At 64.2% G+C, this 23,420-nt stretch carries 23 protein-coding genes; 15 read left to right on the top strand and 8 right to left on the bottom strand.

All coding sequences use genetic code 11. The features are described 5' to 3' along the window. Positions 1 to 112 precede the first annotated feature (112 nt). The 6 genes from GSQ92_RS19090 to GSQ92_RS19065 all read left to right on the top strand — a co-directional run bounded on the left by GSQ92_RS19090 (position 113) and on the right by GSQ92_RS19065 (position 6,880). Positions 113 to 1,129 carry an ABC transporter substrate-binding protein gene (locus GSQ92_RS19090; protein ID WP_216850385.1) on the top strand — a complete coding sequence of 339 codons (1,017 nt, stop codon included), beginning with the start codon at positions 113 to 115 and terminating at the stop codon, positions 1,127 to 1,129. A 10-nt stretch (positions 1,130 to 1,139) separates the two neighbouring features. Further along, the gene (locus GSQ92_RS19085) at positions 1,140 to 2,618 is read left to right on the top strand and encodes a sugar ABC transporter ATP-binding protein (RefSeq protein ID WP_254065807.1); all 1,479 of its coding nucleotides are present in this window, start codon (positions 1,140 to 1,142) and stop codon (positions 2,616 to 2,618) included. Further along, positions 2,615 to 3,610: an ABC transporter permease gene (locus tag GSQ92_RS19080; protein WP_158804710.1), complete on the top strand. Its 996-nt coding sequence runs from the start codon at positions 2,615 to 2,617 to the stop codon at positions 3,608 to 3,610. Before GSQ92_RS19085 ends, GSQ92_RS19080 begins: the two co-directional genes overlap by 4 nt. After that, positions 3,607 to 4,572 carry an ABC transporter permease gene (locus GSQ92_RS19075; protein WP_158804711.1) on the top strand — a complete coding sequence of 322 codons (966 nt, stop codon included), beginning with the start codon at positions 3,607 to 3,609 and terminating at the stop codon, positions 4,570 to 4,572. The genes GSQ92_RS19080 and GSQ92_RS19075 overlap by 4 nt, the downstream gene beginning before the upstream one ends. Positions 4,573 to 4,710: 138 nt before the next feature. Beyond that, on the top strand, positions 4,711 to 5,757 hold the full coding sequence (locus GSQ92_RS31040; protein ID WP_158804712.1) for an alpha/beta fold hydrolase: 1,047 nt from the start codon (positions 4,711 to 4,713) through the stop codon (positions 5,755 to 5,757). A 37-nt stretch (positions 5,758 to 5,794) separates the two neighbouring features. Next, positions 5,795 to 6,880, top strand: coding sequence for a thioredoxin family protein (locus GSQ92_RS19065; protein ID WP_158804713.1), 1,086 nt, complete (start codon positions 5,795 to 5,797; stop codon positions 6,878 to 6,880). Here the strand turns inward: GSQ92_RS19065 and GSQ92_RS19060 are convergent. From GSQ92_RS19060 to GSQ92_RS19035, 6 genes are all read right to left on the bottom strand, one after another. Next, entirely contained in the window at positions 6,877 to 7,239 is a 363-nt protein-coding gene (locus tag GSQ92_RS19060; protein ID WP_158804714.1) for a type II toxin-antitoxin system PemK/MazF family toxin, read from the bottom strand. The two genes, GSQ92_RS19065 and GSQ92_RS19060, sit on opposite strands and share 4 nt — an antisense overlap. Next, positions 7,226 to 7,441: a type II toxin-antitoxin system PrlF family antitoxin gene (locus GSQ92_RS19055; protein WP_158804715.1), complete on the bottom strand. Its 216-nt coding sequence runs from the start codon at positions 7,439 to 7,441 to the stop codon at positions 7,226 to 7,228. The genes GSQ92_RS19060 and GSQ92_RS19055 overlap by 14 nt, the downstream gene beginning before the upstream one ends. Before the next feature lie 63 nt (positions 7,442 to 7,504). Beyond that, a complete protein-coding gene (pgi, locus tag GSQ92_RS19050; protein WP_158804716.1) occupies positions 7,505 to 9,181 on the bottom strand; it encodes a glucose-6-phosphate isomerase in 1,677 nt (558 codons plus the stop codon). Between the two features lie 23 nt (positions 9,182 to 9,204). Beyond that, entirely contained in the window at positions 9,205 to 10,152 is a 948-nt protein-coding gene (locus tag GSQ92_RS19045; protein WP_158804717.1) for a histone deacetylase family protein, read from the bottom strand. 12 nt (positions 10,153 to 10,164) lie between these two features. After that, entirely contained in the window at positions 10,165 to 10,419 is a 255-nt protein-coding gene (locus GSQ92_RS19040) for a sulfurtransferase TusA family protein (protein WP_158804718.1), read from the bottom strand. A 109-nt stretch (positions 10,420 to 10,528) separates the two neighbouring features. After that, positions 10,529 to 11,836 carry an NRAMP family divalent metal transporter gene (locus tag GSQ92_RS19035; protein WP_158804719.1) on the bottom strand — a complete coding sequence of 436 codons (1,308 nt, stop codon included), beginning with the start codon at positions 11,834 to 11,836 and terminating at the stop codon, positions 10,529 to 10,531. A 236-nt stretch (positions 11,837 to 12,072) separates the two neighbouring features. On the opposite strand from GSQ92_RS19035, the gene GSQ92_RS19030 reads away from it, so the two are divergent. The 4 genes from GSQ92_RS19030 to GSQ92_RS19015 all read left to right on the top strand — a co-directional run bounded on the left by GSQ92_RS19030 (position 12,073) and on the right by GSQ92_RS19015 (position 14,185). Further along, positions 12,073 to 12,444, top strand: coding sequence for an FKBP-type peptidyl-prolyl cis-trans isomerase (locus GSQ92_RS19030; protein ID WP_174246700.1), 372 nt, complete (start codon positions 12,073 to 12,075; stop codon positions 12,442 to 12,444). Positions 12,445 to 12,513: 69 nt separating this feature from the next. Further along, on the top strand, positions 12,514 to 13,227 hold the full coding sequence (locus GSQ92_RS19025) for an alanyl-tRNA editing protein (RefSeq protein ID WP_158804720.1): 714 nt from the start codon (positions 12,514 to 12,516) through the stop codon (positions 13,225 to 13,227). Between the two features lie 77 nt (positions 13,228 to 13,304). After that, complete coding sequence (locus GSQ92_RS19020; RefSeq protein WP_158804721.1) at positions 13,305 to 13,781, top strand: GNAT family N-acetyltransferase; 477 nt, start codon at positions 13,305 to 13,307, stop codon at positions 13,779 to 13,781. Positions 13,782 to 13,837: 56 nt separating this feature from the next. Further along, on the top strand, positions 13,838 to 14,185 hold the full coding sequence (locus tag GSQ92_RS19015; RefSeq protein WP_158804722.1) for a winged helix-turn-helix domain-containing protein: 348 nt from the start codon (positions 13,838 to 13,840) through the stop codon (positions 14,183 to 14,185). Here GSQ92_RS19015 and GSQ92_RS19010 read toward each other — a convergent pair. Next, positions 14,172 to 15,896 carry a cytochrome c biogenesis protein DipZ gene (locus GSQ92_RS19010; RefSeq protein ID WP_158804723.1) on the bottom strand — a complete coding sequence of 575 codons (1,725 nt, stop codon included), beginning with the start codon at positions 15,894 to 15,896 and terminating at the stop codon, positions 14,172 to 14,174. The genes GSQ92_RS19015 and GSQ92_RS19010 overlap by 14 nt on opposite strands. Positions 15,897 to 16,112: 216 nt before the next feature. Between GSQ92_RS19010 and GSQ92_RS19005 the strand changes: the two genes are divergently transcribed. Both GSQ92_RS19005 and GSQ92_RS19000 read left to right on the top strand, forming a co-directional pair. Continuing rightward, positions 16,113 to 16,991: an extracellular solute-binding protein gene (locus GSQ92_RS19005; RefSeq protein WP_216850386.1), complete on the top strand. Its 879-nt coding sequence runs from the start codon at positions 16,113 to 16,115 to the stop codon at positions 16,989 to 16,991. After that, a complete protein-coding gene (locus GSQ92_RS19000) occupies positions 16,988 to 18,919 on the top strand; it encodes an ATP-binding cassette domain-containing protein (RefSeq protein ID WP_158804724.1) in 1,932 nt (643 codons plus the stop codon). The genes GSQ92_RS19005 and GSQ92_RS19000 overlap by 4 nt, the downstream gene beginning before the upstream one ends. Positions 18,920 to 19,055: 136 nt before the next feature. Here GSQ92_RS19000 and GSQ92_RS18995 read toward each other — a convergent pair whose 3' ends face one another. Beyond that, positions 19,056 to 19,781: a GntR family transcriptional regulator gene (locus tag GSQ92_RS18995; RefSeq protein ID WP_216850387.1), complete on the bottom strand. Its 726-nt coding sequence runs from the start codon at positions 19,779 to 19,781 to the stop codon at positions 19,056 to 19,058. A gap of 91 nt (positions 19,782 to 19,872) precedes the next feature. Between GSQ92_RS18995 and GSQ92_RS18990 the strand changes: the two genes are divergently transcribed. Genes GSQ92_RS18990 through GSQ92_RS18980 form a run of 3 tightly spaced genes read left to right on the top strand, consistent with a single transcriptional unit; the run spans position 19,873 to position 23,408 of the window. Next, on the top strand, positions 19,873 to 20,916 hold the full coding sequence (locus tag GSQ92_RS18990; protein WP_159013843.1) for an Ldh family oxidoreductase: 1,044 nt from the start codon (positions 19,873 to 19,875) through the stop codon (positions 20,914 to 20,916). After that, positions 20,906 to 22,129, top strand: a complete 1,224-nt coding sequence (locus GSQ92_RS18985; protein ID WP_216850388.1) for an iron-containing alcohol dehydrogenase — start codon at positions 20,906 to 20,908, stop codon at positions 22,127 to 22,129. The genes GSQ92_RS18990 and GSQ92_RS18985 overlap by 11 nt, the downstream gene beginning before the upstream one ends. Positions 22,130 to 22,157: 28 nt before the next feature. Continuing rightward, a complete protein-coding gene (locus GSQ92_RS18980; RefSeq protein WP_158804728.1) occupies positions 22,158 to 23,408 on the top strand; it encodes a substrate-binding domain-containing protein in 1,251 nt (416 codons plus the stop codon). Positions 23,409 to 23,420: the final 12 nt, after the last annotated feature.

Raw genomic sequence — 23,420 nt, 5'->3', positions numbered from 1 at the left:
CTTGCCACAATACTGCCACCCCAAACGTCAGATGGGATTGCAGAACTAGCCTGGACCGGCTGACGGACGACCGAGGCCGTTACGCTTCGGAAAACAACAGGAGGAACGACACGTGAAGACCATCATGACGACGACCGCCATCGCCCTGGTCCTGGCTTTCGCAGCGGGCTCCGCTTTAGCCGATACCTCAGGCAAGAAAGTGGCGCTCTCGAACAACTACGCGGGCAATTCCTGGCGGCAGGCCATGCTCCATAGCTGGGACAAGGTCGCCAAGGCCGCCGTGGCCGACCACATGGTCGCTTCCGCCGATTCCTTCACCACAGCCGACAAGGAAGTGCCGACCCAGGCGGCCCAGCTCCAGAACCTCATCCTGCAAGGTTACGACGCCATCGTCATCGACGCCGCCTCGCCCGAGGCGCTCAATGGCGCGGTCAAGGCCGCCTGCGATGCCGGCATCACCGTCGTTTCCTATGACGGCACGGTCAGCGAGCCCTGCGCCTATCGCGTCGGCATCGATTACGTGGGCATGGGCAAGGAGCAGGTCGACTACCTCGCGAAGCGCCTCCCGGATGGCGGCAACCTCCTGGAAATTCGCGGTCTTGCCGGAACCTCAATCGACGACCTGATCCACCAGGGCATCGCGGCGGGGGTCAAGGCGCATCCGAACTTCAAGATCGTCGGATCGGTCACCGGCAACTGGGACGAAGCCACGGCGCAAAAAGCGGTCGCGACCGTCTTGCCGTCGATGCCCGATATCGTCGGCGTGGTCGACCAGGGCGGAGACGGCTACGGCGCCGCGCAGGCTTTCACCGCGGCGGGCAAGAAAGAGCCGATCATCATCATGGGCAACCGCCAGGACGAACTCGCCTGGTGGAAGCAGCAGCATGACGCGAACGGCTACACCACCTGGTCCGCCACCATCCCGCCGGGCGGCGTAACGCTGGCCTTCTGGGTCGCGCAGCAGATCCTCGACGGCAAGAAGGTGCCGCATGATGTCGTCTTCCCGGCGCTCGAGGTCGATCAGGCCGGTCTCGACGCCGCTCTGAAAGCCGCACCGGTCGGTGGCGTCTACAACACCGAATACAGTCAGGCCGATGCCATCAAGGCGATTGCCGCGAGCGCGAAATAAGCTCATTGCGATGACAAGCGTGACCGCCGCGAATCCCGAAGTCGTCCGTCTAGCGGCGGTCACTAAAAACTTTGGCGCCGTCCGCGCCCTCGCCGGCGTCGATCTCATGGTCGATTCCGGCGCCTGCCTGGGCCTCGTCGGCCATAACGGCGCCGGCAAATCGACGCTCATGCATGTCCTCGCCGGCACGCTTCTCCCCTCGAGCGGCGAGATCGCGATCGGCGGCGCGCGCCAGGACAGCTACTCGGTGACGCTCGCGCAGCAACTCGGCATCCGCTGCGTGTTTCAGGAGCTGTCGCTCTGTCCCAACCTGACGGTCGCCGAGAATACCCGCATCCTCCACCCGTCGATCCGTGGCATAGGCTGGCGCCGCCGGGCCGGGCGCCTCATCATTGACCGCCTCGACGCGATCTTCCCCGGCCACGGCATCGCGGCCGAGACCATCGTCGCGGATCTCTCCATCAGCCGCCGCCAGATGGTCGAGATCGCCCGCGCCTTCAGCGTCACCGACGCGCCGCTGAAACTGGTGATCCTCGACGAACCCACCTCCTCGCTGGATGCGGACACCGCTGGCCAGCTCCTCAGTTTCGTCCGCCGCTTCGTCGCTGAGGGCGGCAGCGTCATCCTCATCTCCCACATCCTCGGCGAGATCCTCGGCAATTCGGACCGCATCGTCGTCATGCGGGACGGCCAGGTGGTCGCCAGCGAGCAGGCCAAAGCCTTCGACCGCGCCCGCCTGGTCGAGACCATGGGCAGCACCCACGCCACCGACCAGCCGCCGCCCGCCACCCTCGCCCAGAACCGGGGCCAGACGCCGATCATGGTCCGCGCCCGCCCGAAATCCCAGGCCGACAGGACCGATCTCGTCGCGCATCAGGGCGAGATCATCGGACTCGCCGGCTTCTCGGGCCATGGCCAGACCGAGCTTCTCATCGAGGTCTTCGACGCCGCGTCCCGCAACACCACCCGCACCACCGTCGCCGCCCCGGTCGCCCTGGTGGCCGGGGACCGCCAGACCGACGGCGTCTTTCCCCTGTGGTCGATCGCCGAGAACATCACCATCCGCTCGCTCGCCGCACTACGGCGCGGCATGCTCATTTCGCCCACGCGCGAGGCCGCAATGGCGGAGGACTGGAAGCAGCGTATCGGCATCCGCAGCCCCAACCTGGGCAACCCCATCCTCTCGCTCTCCGGAGGCAACCAGCAGAAGGCGCTCTTCGCTCGCGCGCTCGGCTCGGATGCGCGCATCGTGGTGATGGACGACCCGATGCGCGGCGTCGATATCGGCACGAAGCTCGATGTCTATGACCTCATCCGTGGCGAGGCAGCGGCCGGCCGCACCTTCCTCTGGTACACCACCGAGCTGGAGGAGCTGCAGAATTGCGACCACGTCTATGTCTTCCGCCACGGCCGCATCGTCGCCGATCTCGGCCGCGCTGATCTCACCGAGCAACAGCTCATCCGTGCCTCCTTCCAGGACGTCGCATGACCACGAACGCTGCCGCGTCCACCCGCCGCCCCATCTTGTTCGGCACGACGCCAGGCCGGCTTCTGCGCGGCCTGCTGCCGGCGATTTCCTTCGCGCTGGTGGTTCTCGCGATCTCGTACTTCAACCCGCGGGCGATCAGCTATTTCGGCTTCACGCTGATGCTGAACCTCGCGGTGCCAGTCGCCCTCGCGACCATCGCGCAAATGTTGATCATCACCGTCAATGACCTCGATCTTTCGATCGGCGCCTTCGTCGGCTTCACGGGCTGCGTCGTCGCGACCTGGCTGCCGACCAACCCGCTGCTCGGCTGGGCCATCCTCGCCGCATCCGTCGCCGTCTACGCGGCACTCGGCGCGCTGGTCTATCTGCGTCAACTGCCCTCGATCGTCGTCACGCTTGGCATGAGCTTCGTCTGGCTCGGCCTAGCCATCCTCATCCGCCCGACCCCCGGCGGCACCGCGCCCGGCTGGCTGCATGCCTTCGTCAGCCAGCGCATCCCGGGCATCCCCTTCCCGATCGTCGCGGCGGTGGTGATCGCCGTCGTCGTCCATATCGGCCTGATGCGAACCTCCTACGGCGCCATCCTGCGCGGCGTGGGCGGCAATCCGAGCGCCATCGAGCGGGCCGGATGGTCGCTCCTCAAGGCGAAGATGGCTGTCTATGCCTTGGCTGGCGTCTTCGGCGTGCTAGCGGGCCTGTCGCTGGTCGGTGTCTCGACCTCCGCCGATGCCAATATGGCGAATGGCTATACGCTGCTCTCCATCGCCGGCGCGATCCTGGGCGGCGCGGAGTTCGTCGGCGGCCGTGTGTCACCCATCGGCGCGGTGATCGGAGCGCTCACCTTGCAGCTCGCGGCGGTGGCGCTGAACTTCTTCCACCTGCCCGCCTTCCCGTCCTTCCGCATTCCGCAGGAGTGGCAGGTCGGCGCGCAGGGCATCATCCTCATCATCATCCTGGCGGCCCGCACGCTGATCAACCGGAGCGACCGATGAGCGACGCCGCCGCCCCCGCTTTCATCAAGCGCCTCGGCGCTCGGCCCTGGATCTGGTCCTTCCTGGCCGCCGCCGTCGTCTGGGTGCTGGCGATCGCCGTTGCCCATGGCGAGGGCGCCTCGGGCATGCTCTCGACCGCGCTCTCCTTCTCGGTCTTCACCGTGGTGGTGGGTATGGGCCAGATGTTCGTCATCACCCTTGGTCCCGGCAATATCGACCTGTCGCTGCCGGCCAATATCGGCCTGTCCGGCGCGGTCGCGATGCAGGTCATGAATGGTTCGGACGACCGCATCGCGCTCGGCATCCTCGCCGCCCTCGTGACCGGACTGCTGATCGGCCTGTTCAATTACCTGCTGATCCGGCTGCTGCGAATCCCACCGATCATCGCGACGCTCGCGGCGAGTTTCGTATTGGTCTCGGTCGGCATCAGCTATGGCCGCGGCCTGCAGATCAAACCGCCGCCTGCCTTCGCCGATTTCACCTTCTGGCGCATCGCCACGATTCCCGCGCTCGCCTTGGCGGCGCTGTTGCTCACGATCCTCGCCGCCATCCTCCTCCATCGCACGATCTTTGGCCGGTCCGTGCTCGCGATCGGCCAGAACATGCGCGCGGCGCGCCTCTCCGGCATCCGCGTGGAGCGCGTGCGGCTACTCACCTACGTCCTCTGCGCGGCGCTCGCGAGCCTCTGCGGCGCGCTCCTCGCCGGCTTCACCGGCGGCTCCTCACTCGACATGGGCGCCGAGTATTTGTTGAGTTCGATCGCCGTCGTCGTCATCGGCGGCACCTCAGTTGCCGGAGGCTCGGCGAACCTGCCGGGCATCTGGGGCGCCTCGCTCTTCCTGTTCATGGTGGTGACGCTGCTGAACACGTCGGGATTCGGCGCGGGTGTGCGTGACGTCATGACCGGCGTGATTATCATCGCGGTCATCACGATCGCGGGGGGTAAGCGCAAGCTGCGATAGTGTTTCTGCCCGCCACGAGCTTCCGCCAATGTATCGACGACACCATCGTCCGATAGCGATCAGCCGGGTCTCCGCCTAAACTATGATGGCGATACCGGCCCGCGGCATTACGCGGGCAATGTCCGATGGGGAGAGGCAATGCCCGGAGAAATCGACCAATATCGCCGCCGTTTCCTGGGCGCCGCGGCCGTGACCATCGCCGCCTCTCAACTCGGTACCGCAGGCTCCGCGTCGGCGCAATCCGGCAGCGCAAAACCGGACGTGCCCAAGATCAAGCCCGGAACGAACACGGCCTTCGCTCCATTGAAGCAGATCGATGCCGGCGAGCTGAGCATCGGCTACGCCGAAGCCGGTCCCGCCGATGGTCCCGTCGTCATCCTCCTGCACGGCTGGCCCTATGACATTTACAGCTACGTTGATGTCGCGCCTTTGCTGGCGGCAACGGGTTACCGGGTAATCGTGCCGTATTTGCGCGGCTACGGCACGACGCGCTTTCTGTCGGACACCACCTTCCGGAATGGCCAGCAGGCGGTGGTCGCCGTCGATACCATCGCCTTGATGGACACCCTCAAGATCAAAACCGCGATCCTCGCAGGCTATGACTGGGGTGCGCGAACGGCCGACGTCATCGCGGCACTCTGGCCGGAGCGCTGCAAGGCCCTGGTCTCCGTCAGCGGCTATCTGATCGGCAGCCAAAAGGCCAACGAGAAGCCGCTGCCGCCAAAGGCCGAGCTGCAATGGTGGTATCAATACTATTTCGCCACGGAACGCGGAGAGGCGGGCTACGGCGAATACCGGCACGATTTCGCGAAGCTGATCTGGCAGATCGCCTCGCCGAAATGGAACTTCGATGATGCCACATTCGACCGCACCGCAACGGCGTTCGACAACCCGGATCACGTTGCAATTGTGATTCACAACTACAGGTGGCGGCTTAGCTTGGCTAAAGGCGATCCAAAATATGACGGTCTCGAGCGGCGTCTCGCCGCGAGTCCCGTCATCACCGTGCCCACAATTACCCTGGAAGGTGATGCGAATGGCGCGCCGCACCCGCCTGCCGCAGCATATCGCACGAGATTCTCGGGCAGATATCAACACCGGATCATCGACGGCGGCATCGGTCACAACCTGCCTCAGGAGGCACCGCAAGCCTTTGCTCAAGCTGTGGTCGACGTCGCTAACTGATTTTTCGAGCATCGCACACCAGGGGAAGGCGTTCCCGATGAAAGCAAACCGACTCTTGTTGGCCGCGATACTCGCTAGCGTAATCGGCGCACCGCTTGAAGCCTCAGCCGAGGACAAAGCCGTGACGCAGCAGACGACACCCGCGACGGTTCAACTGCGTGTGGAAGGTGAGATGCCTTCTCTCCACGGCGCTGTGACGTGGCTCAACTCGCCACCTTTGACAGCAGCGGAACTGCGCGGAAAGGTCGTCCTTATCGACTTCTGGACCTACACCTGCATCAACTGGCTGCGCACGCTCCCCCATATCCAAGCCTGGGCCACGAAATATAGGGATCAAGGACTGGTGGTCATCGGCGTGCACACGCCCGAATTTGGCTTCGAGAAAAACATCGACAATGTTCGTCGGGCCATTAAAGAGATGGGGATCGACTATCCGGTCGCGGTCGATAGCAACTACGTGCTGTGGCAGGACTTTAACAACGAATATTGGCCGGCGCTTTATATTGTCGATGCACAGGGGCGCATCCGGCACCATGAGTTCGGCGAAGGCGGATACAAAAAGTCCGAAATGACTATCCAACAGCTCCTGACCGAGGCAGGGGCGAGCAACGTCAGCCACGATCTTGTCTCAGTCGATGCTCAGGGCAGGGAAAAACCCGCCGACTGGAGCAATCTGCAATCTTCAGAGAGTTATGTCGGCTACGGAAAAACCGAGAAGTTCGTGTCGCCTAGTGGTGAGATCCGAGATAAGCTGCATATCTACACGGCACCCGCGCGATTGAGGCTCAATCACTGGGCGCTCGAGGGTGACTGGACGATGGAGAAACACTTCGTCGCACTGAACCAGCCCGAGGGGCGGATCGTGTATCGCTTCCACGCGCGAGACCTTCATCTCGTAATGGGACCGGCGACGCCAGGAACATCGGTGCGGTTCCGTGTGCTCATCGATGGGCAGGAACCGGGGGCCGCTCATGGAATCGACGCGGACAGCCAAGGCAACGGCACGGTCACCGAACAGCGGCTCTATCAGCTTATCCGTCAACCGGAGCCCATCAGTGATCGGACGTTTGAGATCGAGTTTCTCGATCCGGGGGTCCAGGCTTTCGTGTTCACGTTTGGCTAAGCCAAAGCAACGCCTTCCAGCACAGCACGCAACCGAGCCTTCACTTTCGTCCTGTCGCGCGACGGCAGCCGCCCGATGCGCTGCGCCCGGGCAATCTCGATCGTCGCGACCTTCGCAGTTCGGACAACGGAGGGCGCGAAGAGCCCGGCCGCCATCAAGTCGGATAGCGCGACATCACCCTGCCACGGCCGATTGGCGGCACTGGTGATCATCAACACCCAGATCATGAAGGGCGTGTCGTCCGGCAGTCCGCCAGAGATAACGAGCGCCGGACGAAATTGCTGCACGGGATGGCTCGTGTATGGAAACGGCACCTTCACGATATCCCAGATACCGACGCGGGAATCAGAGTCCGGCATAAGCGCGTGTATCTTCCTCGCCACTCCATTCGCCGAAAGCCGCGAATGGATCTTCCTTCGCCTCGAGGGTGCGCCGCGTCAGGATAACGCGGCCATCCTCGATCACGTAGGCAAGCTCGTCACCCTCCCGCAGATGCAGCGCAACCCGCACGGCTTGCGGAATGGTGGTCTGAGCCTTGGAGGTGAGACGGCTGGTGATCATGAGAGCACGGTAAGGAATTTCCTTTCCGGCGTCAAGAACACCGGAAAGGATGCATCAGAAAGATTACCCCTCCCCCCGCAACGCCTTAAACCGCGCCATCAGCGCCGCCGTCGAGCCGTCATGCTTGCCCACCTTCGCCCCAGGCTCCAGCTGCGGAATAATCGACTGCGCGAGCTTCTTGCCCAGTTCCACACCCCACTGGTCGAAACTATTGATCCCCCAGATGGCGCCCTGCACTGCCACGCAATGCTCGTACAGCACGATCAGACGGCCCAGGCTGTAGGGGTCGAGCTTTTTGTAGAGGATCGTCGTGCTTGGGCGCTCGCCGGTGAAGACGCGGTGGGGGGCGACGCGCTCGATAGTTCTGACGTCAGAACCGGCGGCCTTCATCTCCTCGGTGACCTCGGCGAGGGTCTTGCCGGCCAGCAGCGCCTCGGCCTGGGCGAAGACGTTGGCGGCGAGGATGCGATGCGCCTCGGGCCGGTTGTGGTCGGGCTCGGCGGCGAGGATGAAGTCGACCGGGACGTGCGCCGGCCCCTGATGCACTAGCTGCATGAAGCTGTGCTGCGCATCGGTGCCGGGCTCGCCGAAGACCACCGGGCAGGTCTGATGCGCCACCTGGTCGCCCGCGAGACGGACGGACTTGCCGTTGCTCTCCATCTCCAACTGCTGGAGATACGCCGGGAAGCGGGCCAGCCGCGCGTCATAGGCCAGGATGCAGAGCGTCGCCGAGCCCAGCACGTCGGTATTCCAAATCCCAGTCAGCGCCATCAACGCCGGCAGATTGGACTCGAGCGGCGTGTCGCGGAAATGGAAGTCCATTGCCCGCGCGCCGTCGAGAAAGGATTGGAACGCGTCCCACCCCGCCGCCAGCGCCACCGACAGGCCAATCGCCGACCACACCGAATAGCGGCCGCCAACCCAATCGCGAAAGCCGAAAACGCGGTCCTCGGAAATTCCGAACTTCCCGGTTTCCTTCAGATTCGTCGAGAGCGCGACGAGATGTTTGCCGACTCCCTCCTCACCTACCGCCGCCACCAGCCAATCGCGCGCGGCATGGCCATTGGTCATGGTCTCGAGCGTCGTGAAAGTCTTGCTCGCGACGAGAACGAGCGTGCGCCTGGGATCGAGGATGCGGGCGAATTGCGCGAAGGCATGGCCATCGACGTTCGAGAGGAAATGCGCCTCGACCTTGGCGCCATGCACGAAGGTCAGCGCCTGACTGACCATGCGCGGACCGAGATCCGAACCGCCTATGCCGATATTGAGCACATCGGTGAAGGGCTTGCCGTCCGCCGCGACAATCGAGCCGTCATGCACGGCGCGGACGAATTTCTCCATCCGGTCGCGGTCACTCGCCGCGACCTTCGAGGCATCTTCCCAGCCGCCATCCGGCGTCACCGCACGCATCCCGGCATCAGGCTTGCTGCGCAGCGCCATGTGCATCGCGGAACGATGTTCGGTCATATTCACCGGCTCGCCGGCAAACAACCGGCCGATGAATTCCTCGACCTTTGCGGCGCGGGCGAGTTCCAGCAGGAGCGTGCGCGCCTCCGGGCTCATCGAGGTCTTCGAATAGTCGAGCGACAGATCCTCGAAGGTAGCGGAAAAGGATTCGGCACGCTTGGGATCGGCTTTGAAGAGCGGCGAAATCAGCTTCCCGCCGGGCTTGGCGGCGAGGGCCGCGAGCTTGTCCCAGACGGGCTTGGTGGCGCTGGCGGGCAGGGCTTCATCGGACATGGGAGTTCTCCTCGGAAACGCGTTCAGCCGGCCATGAGGCCTTGAACATGGGCGGCGGCCGAAGCCGCCAAGGCGTCGAGATCATAGCCGCCTTCGAGCAGCGAGACGATGCGCCCCCCGGTATGGCGACGGGCGGACTCGACAATGCGGGCGGTGATCCAGGCGAAGTCGGCCTCGTCCAGCTCCAGGCCGCCGAGTGGATCGTCCCGATGCGCGTCGAAGCCGGCCGAGATGATGAGGCAGTCGGGCGCGAAGGCGTCCAGCGCGGGCAGGATGCGGTCGGACCAGGCGGCGCGGAAGGCGGCGGAGCCGGAGCCGGCGGCGAGGGCCGCGTTGACGATCTGGCCATGAGCACCGGTTTCCCCAATGCTGCCGGTGCCGGGGTAGAAGGGGAATTGGTGGCTCGAACCGAAGAAGAAGTCGGCGTCGTCCCAGGCGACGGCTTGCGTGCCGTTGCCGTGATGGACGTCGAAATCCACCACCGCCACGCGCTGCTTGCCCCAGGCGGCCCGCGCATGATGCGCGGCGATCGCGGCGTTGGAGAAGAGGCAAAAGCCCATGGCGCGTTCGGGCTCCGCATGATGCCCAGGCGGCCGGGTGGCGACGAAGGCGGCGCGCGCACGGTCGGTCATCACTGCATCCACCGCCGCCACCGCGCCACCAGCCGCCCGCAGCGCCGCCTCGGCACTGCCCGCGCTCATCACCGTGTCCGGGTCGAGCCGCTCCAGCTTTCCCGGCCCAGGGTGGGTGCTGAGGATGTGGTCGATGTATCGCGCGGAATGGACGCGGCCGAGTTGGTCAGGCGTCGCTTGCGGCGCTTCCTCATGCATCAGGTCGCCGAATTCGGGCTCGCCGAGCGCCCGCCAGACTGCGCGCAGGCGACCCACACGTTCGGGGTGGCCGGGGCCGGTGTCGTGGTCGAGGCCGGCCGGATGGGTGATGAGCAGGACGTCGCCGGCGGAGGAGCTCATATGCACATATCTTTATGTGTCTTTGGTGGCATCGGGCAAAGCGGGGCGGCGTTTAAGCGTGAAGCTGTAGATACCGGCATCCTCGCTCCAGGCGACCAGAGTATGGCCGGTCTCCTGGCAGTAGCTTTTGAAGTCGGCGACGGCGGCCGCGTCGGTGGCGAGTACGCGCAGGCGCTCACCCGGCGCCATGCCGCGCAGCTCGCGGTTGGCGCGCAGCACGGGAAGCGGACAGGCGAGGTCCCGCAGGTCGAGCAGCGTTTCGCTCATGGCGCTTATCCTGGCTCCGGCATGATCGCGCCGCAAGCCGCGCCGAGGGATCTCGGGCAAGTGCCGCAGGACCGTCACTTTACCGGAGCCGCTGAGGGCAAGGTCGCGTCTAGTCACCCCAGGTCGCGAACATGCCGACCGCCGCGAGGGCCATGACCGCCGTTGCAAGCCAGCCCATGGTGGCGAGACCGCGGCCGAGCACGAAACGGCCCATGACGTCGCTCCGCACCGCCATGAGCAGCATCATGACCATGACCGGGACGGCGACGATGCCGTTCAGCACCGCGCTCCAGAACAGAGCCTTGACCGGATCGAGCGGGCTGAAGTTGAGCAGCGCGCCGATCACGGTGGCCGCCGCGATGGTGCCGTAGAAGGCGCGCGCCTTCAGCGGCTTGCGAGCGAGACCGACGGGCCATTGTAGCGCCTCCCCAAGCGCGAAGGCGGCCGAGCCCGCCAGAACCGGCAGCGCCAATAGTCCCGTGCCGATGATGCCGAGCGCGAAGAGGGTGAACGCGAAAGGCCCCGCGAGCGGCCGCAGCGCCTCCGCCGCTTGAGATGAGGTCTGGATATTCGTCATGCCATGCGCGTTCAGCGTCGCAGCGGCGGTCAGCATGATGAACAGAGCCACAATGTTCGAAATGCCCATGCCGACATAGGTATCGATGCGAATACGCCGCATCTCCCGCGGAGCCTGGCCCGGCGCATCCAACAGCGAGCGCGAGTCGTTGCGCTCCGAGAGATCCTCGACCTCCTCACCAGCCTGCCAGAAGAACAGATAAGGGCTGATCGTGGTGCCAAAGACAGCGACAACGGCGGTGAGGTAGGCGCCGCTCATGCTGATATGCGGCCAGACGAGGTTGAGGAGGACCTTGCCCCAGGGAACCCCGACCACGAAGACCGTCGCGACATAAGCAAATAGCGACAGAGTAAGCCACTTCAGAACCGAGACGTAGCGCGCATAGCGCAGAAACACCTCCAGGCCGACCGAGAGCAGCGCGAAGCCGGCGACATAGACCAGCAGAGGGCCTTTCACGAGGAGCTTCAGTGCCGCCGCCATGGCACCGAGATCAGCGCCGATATTGATGGTATTGGCGATGATCAGCAGGCCGACGATGCCGTGCAGTAACCAAGTGGGATAATACCGTCGCAAGTTGCCCGCGAGACCACGGCCGGTGACGCGACCGATCTCCGCGCTGATCTGTTGGATGGCGCACATCAGCGGATAGGTCAGCAGCAGGGTCCAGCCGAGCGAATAGCCGAATTGGGCGCCGACCTGTGAATAGGTCGCGATACCGCTGGGGTCATCGTCCGAGGCACCCGTGATAAGGCCGGGCCCCATGATCGCCATGAGAGGCGGCCGCTCGGGCTGCTTGGGCAATTCGTCTGGCGGCAGAATGGCGGGGTTAGCGTCGCTCATCGCGGCGGGCGCCGGTGGGTCATGGTGGTCTCCTCGCCCGGCGTTTGTCTGGAAGCGACGCTGGCTACGCCTCATTGCACAGTTTGATTGATGTTGTGATTTGATTTTGAACTCGCGCGGACAAGGGCCGCCCATGATTTGGGCAAGAACTTTCACGGCGGAGCGCAGGGGCGTTTGGCAAGGTCGTGGAGAATGATCTAGAAACTGATCTGCTCTCTCATCCTATGGAACCTGTTATGGCCGAAAACCTCAGCGCCCTCAGCACCTTGCCATCCGGCATCCGCTATCGCGACGAGGTGGTCGGCGACGGCCCCAGCCCGGTTAAGGGCCAAACCGTTTCCGTGCATTACACGGGATGGCTGGATGATGACGGCAAGCCTGGGCGCAAGTTCGATAGCTCACGCGATCGCGGTGCGCCGTTCCAATTCACGCTCGGCGTTCAGCAGGTGATTTCCGGCTGGGATATCGGCGTCGCTTCGATGCAGGTTGGCGGCCGCCGGACCCTCGTTCTGCCGCCCGAACATGGTTACGGAGCTCGTGGCGCGGGCGGTGTGATTCCGCCCAATGCCACGCTGATCTTCGATGTCGAACTGCTCGGCATTGGCTGACCGCGGCTCAGGGCGCGACGGATCGAGGCTCGTTCAGGTATAAAGGCGCTCCACGGAGCGACGATTTCAATGACTGAGCGCCTGTTTCTTGCTGAATCGAATCTCGCATCGGCCCCGGCAACGGTTCAGGCGGCCGGTGCTGAGGGCATCGCTCTCGACCGCAGTATCTTCTACGCGCGTTCCGGCGGGCAGCCGGGCGATGTCGGCACGCTGCGCTGGGAAGGCGGCGAGGTCGCGATCGTCGATACGCTGAAGGGTGACGGCGAGACCATCCTGCTTGTCCCCGCGACGGATGGCGCATTACCGGCCGTGGGCGCCGCGGTCGAGATGGTGCTCGATTGGCCGCGGCGACATGCCCTGATGCGGATGCACACGACGTTGCATTTGCTCTGCGCGGCGCTTCCAGGTGCAGCCGTTACAGGCGGCCAGATCGGCGCCGATCGCTCGCGATTAGATTTCGACTTGCCGGAAGCTCCCGATCGCGTGGCATTGGAGGCGCGGCTGAATGCCCTCATCGCTGAGGATCATGCGTTGAAGGCTCATTGGGTGGACGAATCTGTGCTCGACGAAAATCCCGCGCTGGTGCGGACGCTTTCGGTAAAGCCGCCGCGCGGCACCGGACGGCTGCGATTGGTGCAGATCGGTGCCGACGACGCCATCGTGGATCTGCAGCCCTGCGGCGGCACGCATGTATCGCGAACGAGCGAGATTGGCGCGGTAAAGATCGCGAAAGTAGAAAACAAGGGACGACAGAACCGGCGCATCGTCGTCGTTCTGGCGTGAGTTCCTCATTGCAATCCCCAGCGCAGCTTCCCGATCGAGCGGCTATCCGGATCCGCACGTTGTCGGGCGCGGAGGCCATGCAGCGGATCTCTTCACTCTCCGACATACTGATCGATTGTGTGGAGAGCGGTGCCTCGGTCAGCTTCATGGCGCCTCTGGCTCGCGCGAAAGCTGACGCGTTTTGGTCCCAGGCAGCGGCGGCGGTGGCGGAAGGCGAGCGCATTTTGCTCGTGGCCGAGAGCGAGGGGCGGCTCCTCGGGACAGTGCAAATTGTCTCGGCGCAGTCAGAAAACCAGCCGCATCGCGCGGATATCTCGAAGATGCTTGTCCTCCGCGCGGCTCGCAGGAATGGAGTTGGCCAAGCCCTCATGCAGGCGGCCGAGGAGGCCGCGCGCGCGGCGGGCAAGACACTTCTGGTTCTGGACACCGGGGCGGATGACGCCGAGCGGCTCTATGCGCGGCTGAATTGGATCGCCATCGGGGAAATCCCCGGCTACGCGCTGTATCCCGATGGCCGACCCTGCGCTACGCGGATTTTCTATAAGGTGCTGTGAGCGCGGCGCCACGCAGCGCGGCGCTCCGCCAGAATCCCTGCTGAAAGCACCCTGCCATGCCTTCGATCAGCATTAGGATTGACCTCGATCCGAAAGGCCGGATCGGACCGGGGAAAATCGAACTCCTCGAAAAGATCGCCAGCCTCGGGTCAATCTCGGCCGCCGGGCGCGCGATGAGCATGTCGTATCGGCGAGCCTGGGAACTGGTCGAGGAAACCAACACAATATTCGGCAGTCCGGTTGCCTCGGCTCAGGTTGGCGGCAGACAAGGCGGCGGCGCGACCCTCACGCCGCTCGGTGTCGAACTCGTCACCCGCTTTCGCGCGATCGAGCGGGCGCTTTCCGAGGTGGCGCGGGAGCACGTCGCCGCCTTGCAGGCCGAAGTCACTGTCAGCCAAAGGTGAAGGCGAAAGCCTGGGCGCCGGGATCGAGGAATTCGATCTCGAAGTTCCGGTCAGCCACCGGTCCTGATTGGCGGACCAGCTGGTAGAGGCGCTGGCCGTCAATCGTGCCATTGCCCTGAGCATCCACATCGGCGCCGTGATCAGCAAGCGGCGGCTTGCCGTCGATCAGCACCCTGAACCGCACGGGCTTGCCATCGCTGCTCGGCCCCAAAACGAGATGGAGGTCGCGGGCATGGAAGCGATAGGCGATGCGGCCCTCGCCGGCGTTGGAGGTGGCGTTCTCGCCTTTGACGGTCCAGTCACCGCCCAGCGCCCATTGGTTCAGGGTGAGTTGCGGCGCGGTGGCGTAGACGTGGCTCGCATCCGGCACGGCTCCGCCGGGTGAGGCGAAGTTTTCGGCGCGCTGGTAGCCGATATAGGTCTCGGGTGAAGCGATGTCGCTGACGTCGGCGGCGGCTTCAGCACCGCTGCCATCGACCGCCACGATGTCATGCGGCACGGCACCCTTCCCCGCCTCGGCGAGGAGCTGCTGGATGACTTTTTCCGACTGGTCGTATTCGCCTTCGCCGAAGTGGTGGTAGCGAATCTGGCCCTTCGCATCGATGAAGTAGTGGGCGGGCCAGTATTGATTATTGAAGGCGCGCCAGATCGCGTAGTTGTTGTCGATGGCGATCGGGTAGTCGAGCTTGAGGTCCTTCACGGCCTGGCGGACATTGTCGATGTTCCGCTCGAAGGCGAATTCCGGCGCGTGCACGCCAATGACCACCAGGCCCTGGCTGCGATATTTCTGCGCCCAGGCCTCGATATAGGGGAGGCTACGCAAGCAGTTGATACAGGAATAGGTCCAGAAATCGACCAGGACGACTTTGCCGCGCAGACCCTCGGCGGTGAGCGGCGGCGAGTTGAGCCACTGGACGGCGCCTGCCAGGGAGGGGATCTGGCCCTCAACGGGTAGCGTGCCCGCGGCGGCGACTGTCGCCGACTTCGGATGCACTTTGTCGAGCAGCGTTTGCTCGACGCCGGCAGTGCTGGCGAGCGACACACGGGTCAGGAGGCCGGTGTCGAGGCCTAGGCTGATCGCGACGACACCGGCAAGAACGGCGACGCCGAGGCCGCGCCTGATCCATTCGCCCGCGCCGAGCGAGCGCTTCATCGCGACGAAGACCCGCCCGCCGATCAGCAGGGCGACGGCGAGCGAGGTCGCGGCGCCGGCGGCATAGGCCAGGAGGAGAAAGGAAGTCTGGACATTGGCGCCTTGCAGCGCGGCGCCGGTGAGGAGCAGTCCCAGGATCGGGCCGGCGCAGGGCGCCCAGAGCAGGCCCGTCGCGATGCCGAGCAGGAAGGATGGACCGAAGGAGGAACCGGCGCGCGTGCCATCCGATGCCGATTGGGAGAGGCGAGAGCCCAGGGCGACAAGCGGCCGCGTCAGCCGGTCCGCCATCGAGGGGAACAGCAGCGTGACGCCGAAGAAGGCCAGCAGGAGGATCGCGGCGAGACGGCCCCAGTGGTTCGCCTGCACCGCCCAGCCGCCGCCGACTGCCGCGAGGGTCGCAACGGCGGCGAAGGTGATCGCCATGCCGAGCAACAGTGGCAGGCCACTTTTGACGAAGGGCTGGTCGGCTCGGGCGAAGACGAAGGGGAGCACTGGCAATATGCACGGACTCAGGATCGTCAGAACGCCGCCGAGATAGGCAACAACGAAGAGCAACATTGGTTTGACCTGGCGCTTTCAATGTTCAGGCAATGGTGCCGGGACTGAATGTCGTCGCCCGGCTTCACTCTAGATGCGTTACGTGGCGGCCCGCTATATAGTTACGGGAATAGCGTGGGATGACGGGGATTTAATGGCGTGCCGAGACGACGACCCGGCTGGTCAACCCGCCCCTCCCCGGCCGAGAATTCCGCAAACGATCCTAGGAGAGCCCCAGTGCTGCGACGATATCTGATTGCGGCGGCTGCCATTCTTGCCGCGACGCCTGGCTTTGCCATGGCTCAGGACAAGGTCGGCACCGTCAATGTGCTCTATGCCGGCTCCCTGGTGAACCTGATGGAGCGCGGGATCAGCCCGGCTTTCGAGAAGGTCGATGGTGGGCGGTTCCGGGGATATGCCGGCGGCTCGAACAAGCTCGCCAATGAGATCAAGGGCAAGCTGCGGCAAGGGGATGTGTTCATCAGCGCGAATCCCAAGGTCAATAACGACCTGGAGGGCACCGCGAATGGCGGTTGGGTGAGTTGGTATGTGTCCTTCGCGCAGTCGCCTCTCGTGCTGGGCTATAACCCATCGAGCAAATTTGCGGCCGAGCTGAAGACCAAGCCGTGGTACAAGGTGCTCGAGGAGCCGGGCATCCGGATTGGACGGACGGATCCAAAACTCGATCCCAAGGGTAAGCTGACCGTCGATCTGCTGAAGAAAGCCTCGGAGGTCTACAAGTTGCCGGATCTGTCGGCAAAGGTTCTTGGTGCGCCCGAAAATCCGAGCCAGGTTTTGCCGGAGGAGAATTTGGTCGGGCGGCTGCAATCCGGGCAGTTGGACGTCGGGTTTTTCTATTCGACGGAAACGACGGATCTGAAGATCGCGGCGATTCCCTTCCCCGCGAATATCTCGCTCAGCGCGCACTACACGATCACGGTGCTCAACCACTCGCCGAATTCGGCGGGGGCGGAGCATTTCGTCGCGTTTCTTCTGGGGCCGCAGGGACACGACATCATGGGTGAGCACGGGCTTGACCTCGTGAAGCCGAAGATCAGCGGTGACGCGCGGTTGGTGCCGGTTGCGGTGAGCGCGGTGATCAACGCCGCGCAGTGAGGCGTTCCTCCTGGCCGCTGCTGCCGTGGCTGGGCGGCCTGCTTGCTGTCTATCTCGTCGCGCCGCTGGTCGCGGGTCTCGCGCATCTCGGTGGCGCGGATTGGCGCGGCGCCGACTGGGCGACGCTTGGCGATGCCTGTGCGGTCTCGCTGCTCAGCGCGACCGTGGCGACGTTGCTGGTGGCGGCGGGCGGGATTCCGCTGGGCTACCTGCTGGCGCGAAGGCCGGGACGGTGGTTGGCAATGCTTGGTTTCTTGGTGCAACTTCCGCTCGCTTTGCCGCCTTTGGCGAGCGGCATTCTGCTGCTGTTTCTACTCGGTTATGCGAGCCCGCTTGGTGCGCTCACGGGTGGCGCCCTGACGGATTCCTTTGTCGGCATCGTGCTGGCGGAGGCCTTTGTCGCGGCGCCGTTCCTGATCATCGCAGCGCGATCGGCTTTCGCGGGACTGGATCCGGTGCTGGAGGATGTCGCGGCCACGCTCGGCCACCGACCTTGGAGCATTTTCCTTCGCGCTAGCCTGCCGCTTGCCTGGCGCGCGATTCTTGCCGGCATGCTGCTGGCCTGGCTGCGGGCTTTCGGCGAGTTCGGGGCGACGATGATGGTGGCGTATCACCCCTATTCGCTGCCGGTTTACACGTATGTCGCGTTTGGCGGCCAGGGTTTGCCAGCCATGCTACCGGTGCTGGCACCTACGTTAGTGGCTGCGGTTGGCGTTATGGCCTTCGCCGCGATTTTCGGTGCGGATCGCGTGAGGCGCGTGGGGTTCGCGGATGGTCACACGGGGGTTGTGCCATTGCCGGTAGCACCGCTGCTCGATGAGCCGCGGCCCAGCTCCGCGATGTCGCCGCAGCCGCTGAGCTTTGCTTTCCGCCGCAAGCTGAGTGGTTTCGATCTCGACGTCGCGTGGCGGACGAGCGCACGTAGGCTCGCGATCCTGGGTTCATCGGGTTCGGGAAAGTCGATGACATTGCGCGCCATTGCGGGTCTCGATGGCGATGTTGCGGGGTCGTTGATGTTGGGCGCGAGAGATCTCAGCGAAACGCCGACCGAGCGGCGCGGCATTGCTTTCGTGCCGCAGAATTACGGCTTGTTCCCTCATCTGACCGTGGCGCGGCAGATAGCCTTTGCGGTCGGCGCGGATCGCGATTTGGCGGAGCATTGGTCGAAGCGTCTTGGACTTGCCAGTCTGAAACAGCGGCTTCCGGATGCGCTTTCCTTGGGTCAGCAGCAGCGGGTTGCCGTGGCACGCGCGTTTAGCCGGCCGGCTGGCTTGTTGTTACTCGACGAGCCGTTTTCAGCGCTCGATACGCCTTTACGCGCGCAATTGCGGCGGGAATTGCTGGCGCTGCAGGCGGAGATCGATGCGACGACGATCCTCGTCACGCATGATCCGGAGGAGGCTTTTCTGCTCGCCGATGAGCTTCTTATTCTTGATGCGGGCCGGGTATTGCAGGTCGGCACTGTCAACGAAGTATTCGCGCGTCCCGTTAGTGAGGCGGTTGCGCGGTTGCTCGGGGCGGAGAACATCGCGTTCGGCCGTGCTGTCGGGGCGAATGCAATTGATGTCGGAGGGGGCGTTCAGATTAAGGTGGTCGGGCCGCCGATGCAGACGAGCGCGCGCGTTGGCTGGTCGGTTCGGTCGGAGAGCATCACGATCACGGCGGCAGGTGACTATCCCGGATTTGTCGTCGATGTTGGAGCGCCTGTCGCGGGGCGATTCGAGGTCGTGCTACGGATTGGCGATGCGCTGCTTCGGGCGAACCAGGAGATCGGCGCACCGGCCAATCTTGGTCCATGTCGACTGTTTTTGCGGCCGGCGGCGGTGCAGGTTTGGGTCATGTCTGCGGAGGGCGGCGCGGCGGCCGACACGGATTGCGAATTCCGAAGCACACGGGATGAGTCGCAGATCAGCCCGCGTCTGAGTTAACCGACCTGGCGGCGACTCGTCATGCTCGGCGAAGGCCGAGCATCCACGCCTTCGACTTCGCCGGCGCAAGCAAGGCGTGGGTGCTCGGCCTTCGCCGAGCATGACGTGCGAGAACTGTCGCCAACATTCGTTGAGATCACTCCAGAGACTCGAAAATCGGTGCCATGCGTCGCTGTGAAAACAAGACGTGTCGCTCCATGGCGACATGCGCGGCATCCGGGTCGCCAGCATTCAACGCCACGATAATATCGGCATGCTCCCGAATGGCCTCCTCCGTCACCCGCGAGTGGAAGAGAAGGCGGAACAGATGCATGTGCGTGTGCAGGCGGTTGAGCGCCTCGGCGATCAGGTCGCTGCCGCCGGCCATGGCGATCCGCGTGTGAAAAGCCGCGTCCCAGGTGGCGAATTTGCCATAGGCGAGGCGTACATCCTCCGACGAGGGCGCGGCCATGGCGGCGTGCAGTTCGCCCAAAGCGGCACGATCCCGTCCCCCGAGATTGCGCGCCGCCTTGGCCGCCGCCAGCGGCTCCAGCACCAGGCGCAACTCATAGATTTGCTCAAACCGGCGGCGGCTCGGAAGCGGGGCGGCGCTGTAGCCCACCAGATGGGTCTTGACCACCAGCCCCTCCGCCTCGAGGCGCACCAAAGCGGCGCGGATCGGAGTTTGGGAGACGCCGAGATCCTTGACCAAGCCATCTACAGTAATCCGCGCGCCCGGCGCGATCTTCAGCGAGATCAGCCGCGTGAGCAGCGCATCATAAACATCGTCGCCTAAGGAGGCACGGCGCAAGGGCGGCTCCGGCGTGATCGCCGTGCCGTCACCGATCGCCTCTTTCCCGGGGTCTGGGCTCTGCGCCGTCATCACCATAACCTAGCAGGAGATCACGCTTGACCGTGTTAGCAGCGCCTCCCTATGGTGGGCAAGATCGGATCTGATATCAGATTGGATTCCAATGGCGGCTAACGTCACCTATGCAGAAGCCTGCGAAACGGCCATGCGCGCCCTCACCCTTGCGGGTGTGCCTTCCGACAACGCGCGGACTCAAAGCGACCTGCTGGTGGAAGCAGAGCTTTTCGATCGCCCCTCCCACGGGCTGTTGCGATTACCGCGCATCGTCGCGCGCATCCGCAATGGCGTGGCTGATCCTGTGACAACAGGTGTGGCCGCCTGGCGCTCGGCGGCGTTTCTGCAGGTTGATGGGCTTGGCGGCCTGGGGCCGGTGGTCGCCGGGGCCGCGGTGAAAGAGGTCTGCGCGAGGGCAAGAGAAGCCGGGATCGCGGTCGCCGCCATCGCCAACAACAATCACCTCGGTATGCTGAGTTGGTATGTGGAGCGCGTGGCGCGTGGTGGGCAGACGGCTATCGCGCTATCGACGAGCGAGGCGCTGGTGCATCCCTGGGGCGGTCGCCGCGCCATGCTGGGCACCAATCCCATCGCGATCGGCGTGCCGGCCGAGCCGGATCCTTTCGTGCTCGACATGGCGACAAGCATTGTCTCGATGGGCAAGATTCACGACCACGCCCATCGCCGTGAGCCGATACCGGCGGATTGGGCGCTCGATGCTGCGGGCGAACCCACGACCGATCCGGACGCCGCGAAACTCGGCGCGATCGCACCATTCGGCGGCGCCAAGGGCTACGCGCTGGGGCTGGCGATCGAGGTTTTGGTCAGCAGCCTGACAAGTGCAGCGCTCGGCACCGATGTTGTGGGCACATTGGATGCGGAAAAGCCCTGCAATAAGGGCGACGTCTTCATCATCATCGATCCGGTGTCGGATGCGGTGACCGGCAGCATTTCCGCCTATCTCGATGCGATTCGCGCCTGCGCGCCGAGCGATCCAGACAGGCCCGTCATGGTGCCGGGCGACGGTTCACGCAGTCGCCGAGCCGAGCGAATGGCGAAGGGCATCCCGATCGCGGAGGATGTCTGGGTGGCGATCCGCGCGCTGGCCGGCGACGAAATTTCCACGACGCAGGAGCACAGCGGTGGCCGATGATTTCGGCGTGATGCGCGCGCCGCGCGCAATTCTGTTCGGCGTAGGCGAAAGGCGCAGTGTTGGGCGGGTGGCTCGGCCGTTGGGGAAACGTGCCCTCATCTGCACCGATCTTCGTTTCGGCGCGGATGCCGAGATGGCAACGCTTCGCGCCGCCCTGGACGAGGAAGGTGTGACAATCGAGATTTTCGACGGCACCGAGGCTGAGCTTCCGCTTGCGGGCGTTCTCGCTTGCCTTGAGGTCGCGCGGGATTTCGCGCCGGACATGGTGATCGGCGTCGGTGGCGGAAGCTGCCTCGACATGGCGAAGGTGGTCAGCTTGATGCTGAGCCATGGAGGGCCCGCCGAGAGTTTCTACGGCGAAAACCGAGTGCCCGGGCCGGTGCTTCCGGTCATCGCGATTCCGACTACCTCCGGCACCGGATCCGAGGTAACGCCGGTGGCCGTGTTGGGGGATTCCAGCCGCGCGCTGAAGGTTGGGATTTCGAGTCCATATCTTATTCCGCATACCGCGATTTGCGATCCCGAGTTGACTCTGTCGTGTCCGCCTGGACTGACGGCCATTGCCGGGGCGGATGCGATGACGCATGCCATCGAGTCATTCACGGCTATCCGACGGGAGTTTGAGCCGGGCCTTGCTATGGCGCGAGTGTTCGTCGGCAAGAATCGGTTGAGCGATCTGCACGCGCTGGCGGCGATTTCGGCGCTGTCGATCCATCTGCCTCGTGCGGTGGCGAATGGCGCTGATCTCGAGGCTCGGTCGGCGGTGATGTATGCGGCGATGCTGGCAGGGCTTGCCTTTGGAAATGCCGGAACGGCGGCAGCGCATGCGATTCAATATCCAGTGGGCGCTTTGACCCATACCGCGCATGGGCTCGGTGTCGCTACTCTGATGCCCTATGTGATGGTCTTCAACCGGTCGGAGTGTGTGGCGGATTATGCCGAGATCGCCCGGGCGATGGGCGTTGTCGGCGATGATCCGGACACGCTCGCGGATGCCGCCGTGGTTGCGGTTTCGGATCTGTTCGACGGGATCCGCATTCCTAAGACGCTCGCGGAGCTTGGCGTGAAAACTGATCAACTCGATTGGATCGCGAGCCAATCGCTGCTCGCCGCACGGCTTGTCACCAACAATCCGCGCCCGCTCGATCTAGAGGGTGTGCAATCCATCGTGCAAGCGTCCTTCGCCGGTGATCGGCCTTGGGCGAGTGCGTAGTTAAACTAGCTGAAACAGGGAGGGACACATGAAGAAGACCGAAGTTTTCCAGTCCGCGGAGACAGTGCCGAATAGCGATGGCCGCAGGGCATTCTTGCAGAAGGGCGGACTGGCTAGCCTGGCTGTGGGCGGCTCAATGCTGGGATTGCTCGACGTGCCCCGGGCCTTTGCGGATACCGCCGATGCCACTTCGGTGGTTCCAAGCCTGCCGCCCGAGGTGCAGAAATATTACGAGATGGTCACCACCACGCCGCTCGGGCCGAGCATTTACCGTGACTTCAAACCGAAGAAGTCGGCGCCCTGGCTGATTGGCTATGCGAGTTCCTTTGGCGGCAATACCTGGCGCATCGGGGCGAGAACGGAACTGCAGGAGGTTCTGCTCCCCAAATACAAGGCGGCCGGGCTGGTCAAGGATGTCATCACGACGGAGGCCAATCTGGATCTGTCGAAACAGATCCAACAGATCCGGCAGCTCGTCGACCAAGGCTGCGACGCTATCATCACGATCGGTGCAGCCCATACCGCGCTGAATGGCGCCATCAAATATGCCTATGACCATGGCGTGCTCTTTGTGGCTCTCCAGGGTGGCGTGTCATCGCCTTACGCGCTGCAGGTCAGCGGCAATTATGCGCTCTGCGGAAAGTTGCAGGCTCAGGCGCTGGGTAAGCGGATGGGTGGCAAGGGCAAGGTGCTGATCGTTCAGGGCATTCCGCAGGCACAGGCGAGCAACGATTTCCAAAAGGGTCACGAGGCAGGCTTGAAGGAATATCCGGACATCAAAATCGCCGGAACAGTTGCGGGCAACTGGGTGGACTCGGTGGCCAAGACCGCGGTGTTGCAGTTCCTCGCGACGCATCCGGCGGCGATCGGCGGGATCGCCGCGCAATCTCCGGGCGATCTCGGCGCGATGAGCGCATTGCAGCAGGCGGGACGGCCGATCGTGCCGATTACGGCCGGCGGAGAAATGGGTCCGCTCGCTTATTGGCGTGACAATCCTGAATGGATCGACCTGACCTATCAGGGCTGGCCGCCCGGCAACGAAATGCAGGAGGGATGGGAGGTGATGCTGCGAACGCTGCAAGGCCAGGGGCCGAAGATCGCAAGCATCATGATCGGGCCGGGACCGATCACGCATGGCGACCTCGCCACTTTCCTGCCCCCCGGCACGACCACTTCCTCCAATGAATGGGTCTCGCCGCCGTACCAATCCTGGTTCCCGACCAAGACGATGGATATGTATTTCGAGCGGCCGGCTGATCCGTTGCAGGGAAAGGGCTGATCCTGAGCGAGG

The organism is Acidisoma sp. S159 (assembly GCF_009766125.1).
Classification (GTDB): Bacteria; Pseudomonadota; Alphaproteobacteria; order Acetobacterales; family Acetobacteraceae; genus Acidisoma.
This window is presented reverse-complemented; position numbering and strand designations above follow the sequence as displayed.

What these genes read in the sequence shown, in the direction of transcription:
- GSQ92_RS19085 (WP_254065807.1), top strand. Translation starts at nt 1,140, where the DNA reads ATGACAAGCGTGACCGCCGCGAATCCCGAAGTCGTCCGTCTAGCGGCG.
- GSQ92_RS19080 (WP_158804710.1), top strand. Translation starts at nt 2,615, where the DNA reads ATGACCACGAACGCTGCCGCGTCCACCCGCCGCCCCATCTTGTTCGGC.
- GSQ92_RS19075 (WP_158804711.1), top strand. Translation starts at nt 3,607, where the DNA reads ATGAGCGACGCCGCCGCCCCCGCTTTCATCAAGCGCCTCGGCGCTCGG.
- GSQ92_RS31040 (WP_158804712.1), top strand. Translation starts at nt 4,711, where the DNA reads ATGCCCGGAGAAATCGACCAATATCGCCGCCGTTTCCTGGGCGCCGCG.
- GSQ92_RS19065 (WP_158804713.1), top strand. Translation starts at nt 5,795, where the DNA reads ATGAAAGCAAACCGACTCTTGTTGGCCGCGATACTCGCTAGCGTAATC.
- GSQ92_RS19060 (WP_158804714.1), bottom strand. Translation starts at nt 7,239, where the DNA reads ATGCCGGACTCTGATTCCCGCGTCGGTATCTGGGATATCGTGAAGGTG.
- GSQ92_RS19055 (WP_158804715.1), bottom strand. Translation starts at nt 7,441, where the DNA reads ATGATCACCAGCCGTCTCACCTCCAAGGCTCAGACCACCATTCCGCAA.
- pgi (WP_158804716.1), bottom strand. Translation starts at nt 9,181, where the DNA reads ATGTCCGATGAAGCCCTGCCCGCCAGCGCCACCAAGCCCGTCTGGGAC.
- GSQ92_RS19045 (WP_158804717.1), bottom strand. Translation starts at nt 10,152, where the DNA reads ATGAGCTCCTCCGCCGGCGACGTCCTGCTCATCACCCATCCGGCCGGC.
- GSQ92_RS19040 (WP_158804718.1), bottom strand. Translation starts at nt 10,419, where the DNA reads ATGAGCGAAACGCTGCTCGACCTGCGGGACCTCGCCTGTCCGCTTCCC.
- GSQ92_RS19035 (WP_158804719.1), bottom strand. Translation starts at nt 11,836, where the DNA reads ATGAGCGACGCTAACCCCGCCATTCTGCCGCCAGACGAATTGCCCAAG.
- GSQ92_RS19030 (WP_174246700.1), top strand. Translation starts at nt 12,073, where the DNA reads ATGGCCGAAAACCTCAGCGCCCTCAGCACCTTGCCATCCGGCATCCGC.
- GSQ92_RS19025 (WP_158804720.1), top strand. Translation starts at nt 12,514, where the DNA reads ATGACTGAGCGCCTGTTTCTTGCTGAATCGAATCTCGCATCGGCCCCG.
- GSQ92_RS19020 (WP_158804721.1), top strand. Translation starts at nt 13,305, where the DNA reads ATGCAGCGGATCTCTTCACTCTCCGACATACTGATCGATTGTGTGGAG.
- GSQ92_RS19015 (WP_158804722.1), top strand. Translation starts at nt 13,838, where the DNA reads ATGCCTTCGATCAGCATTAGGATTGACCTCGATCCGAAAGGCCGGATC.
- GSQ92_RS19010 (WP_158804723.1), bottom strand. Translation starts at nt 15,896, where the DNA reads ATGTTGCTCTTCGTTGTTGCCTATCTCGGCGGCGTTCTGACGATCCTG.
- GSQ92_RS18995 (WP_216850387.1), bottom strand. Translation starts at nt 19,781, where the DNA reads ATGACGGCGCAGAGCCCAGACCCCGGGAAAGAGGCGATCGGTGACGGC.
- GSQ92_RS18990 (WP_159013843.1), top strand. Translation starts at nt 19,873, where the DNA reads ATGGCGGCTAACGTCACCTATGCAGAAGCCTGCGAAACGGCCATGCGC.
- GSQ92_RS18980 (WP_158804728.1), top strand. Translation starts at nt 22,158, where the DNA reads ATGAAGAAGACCGAAGTTTTCCAGTCCGCGGAGACAGTGCCGAATAGC.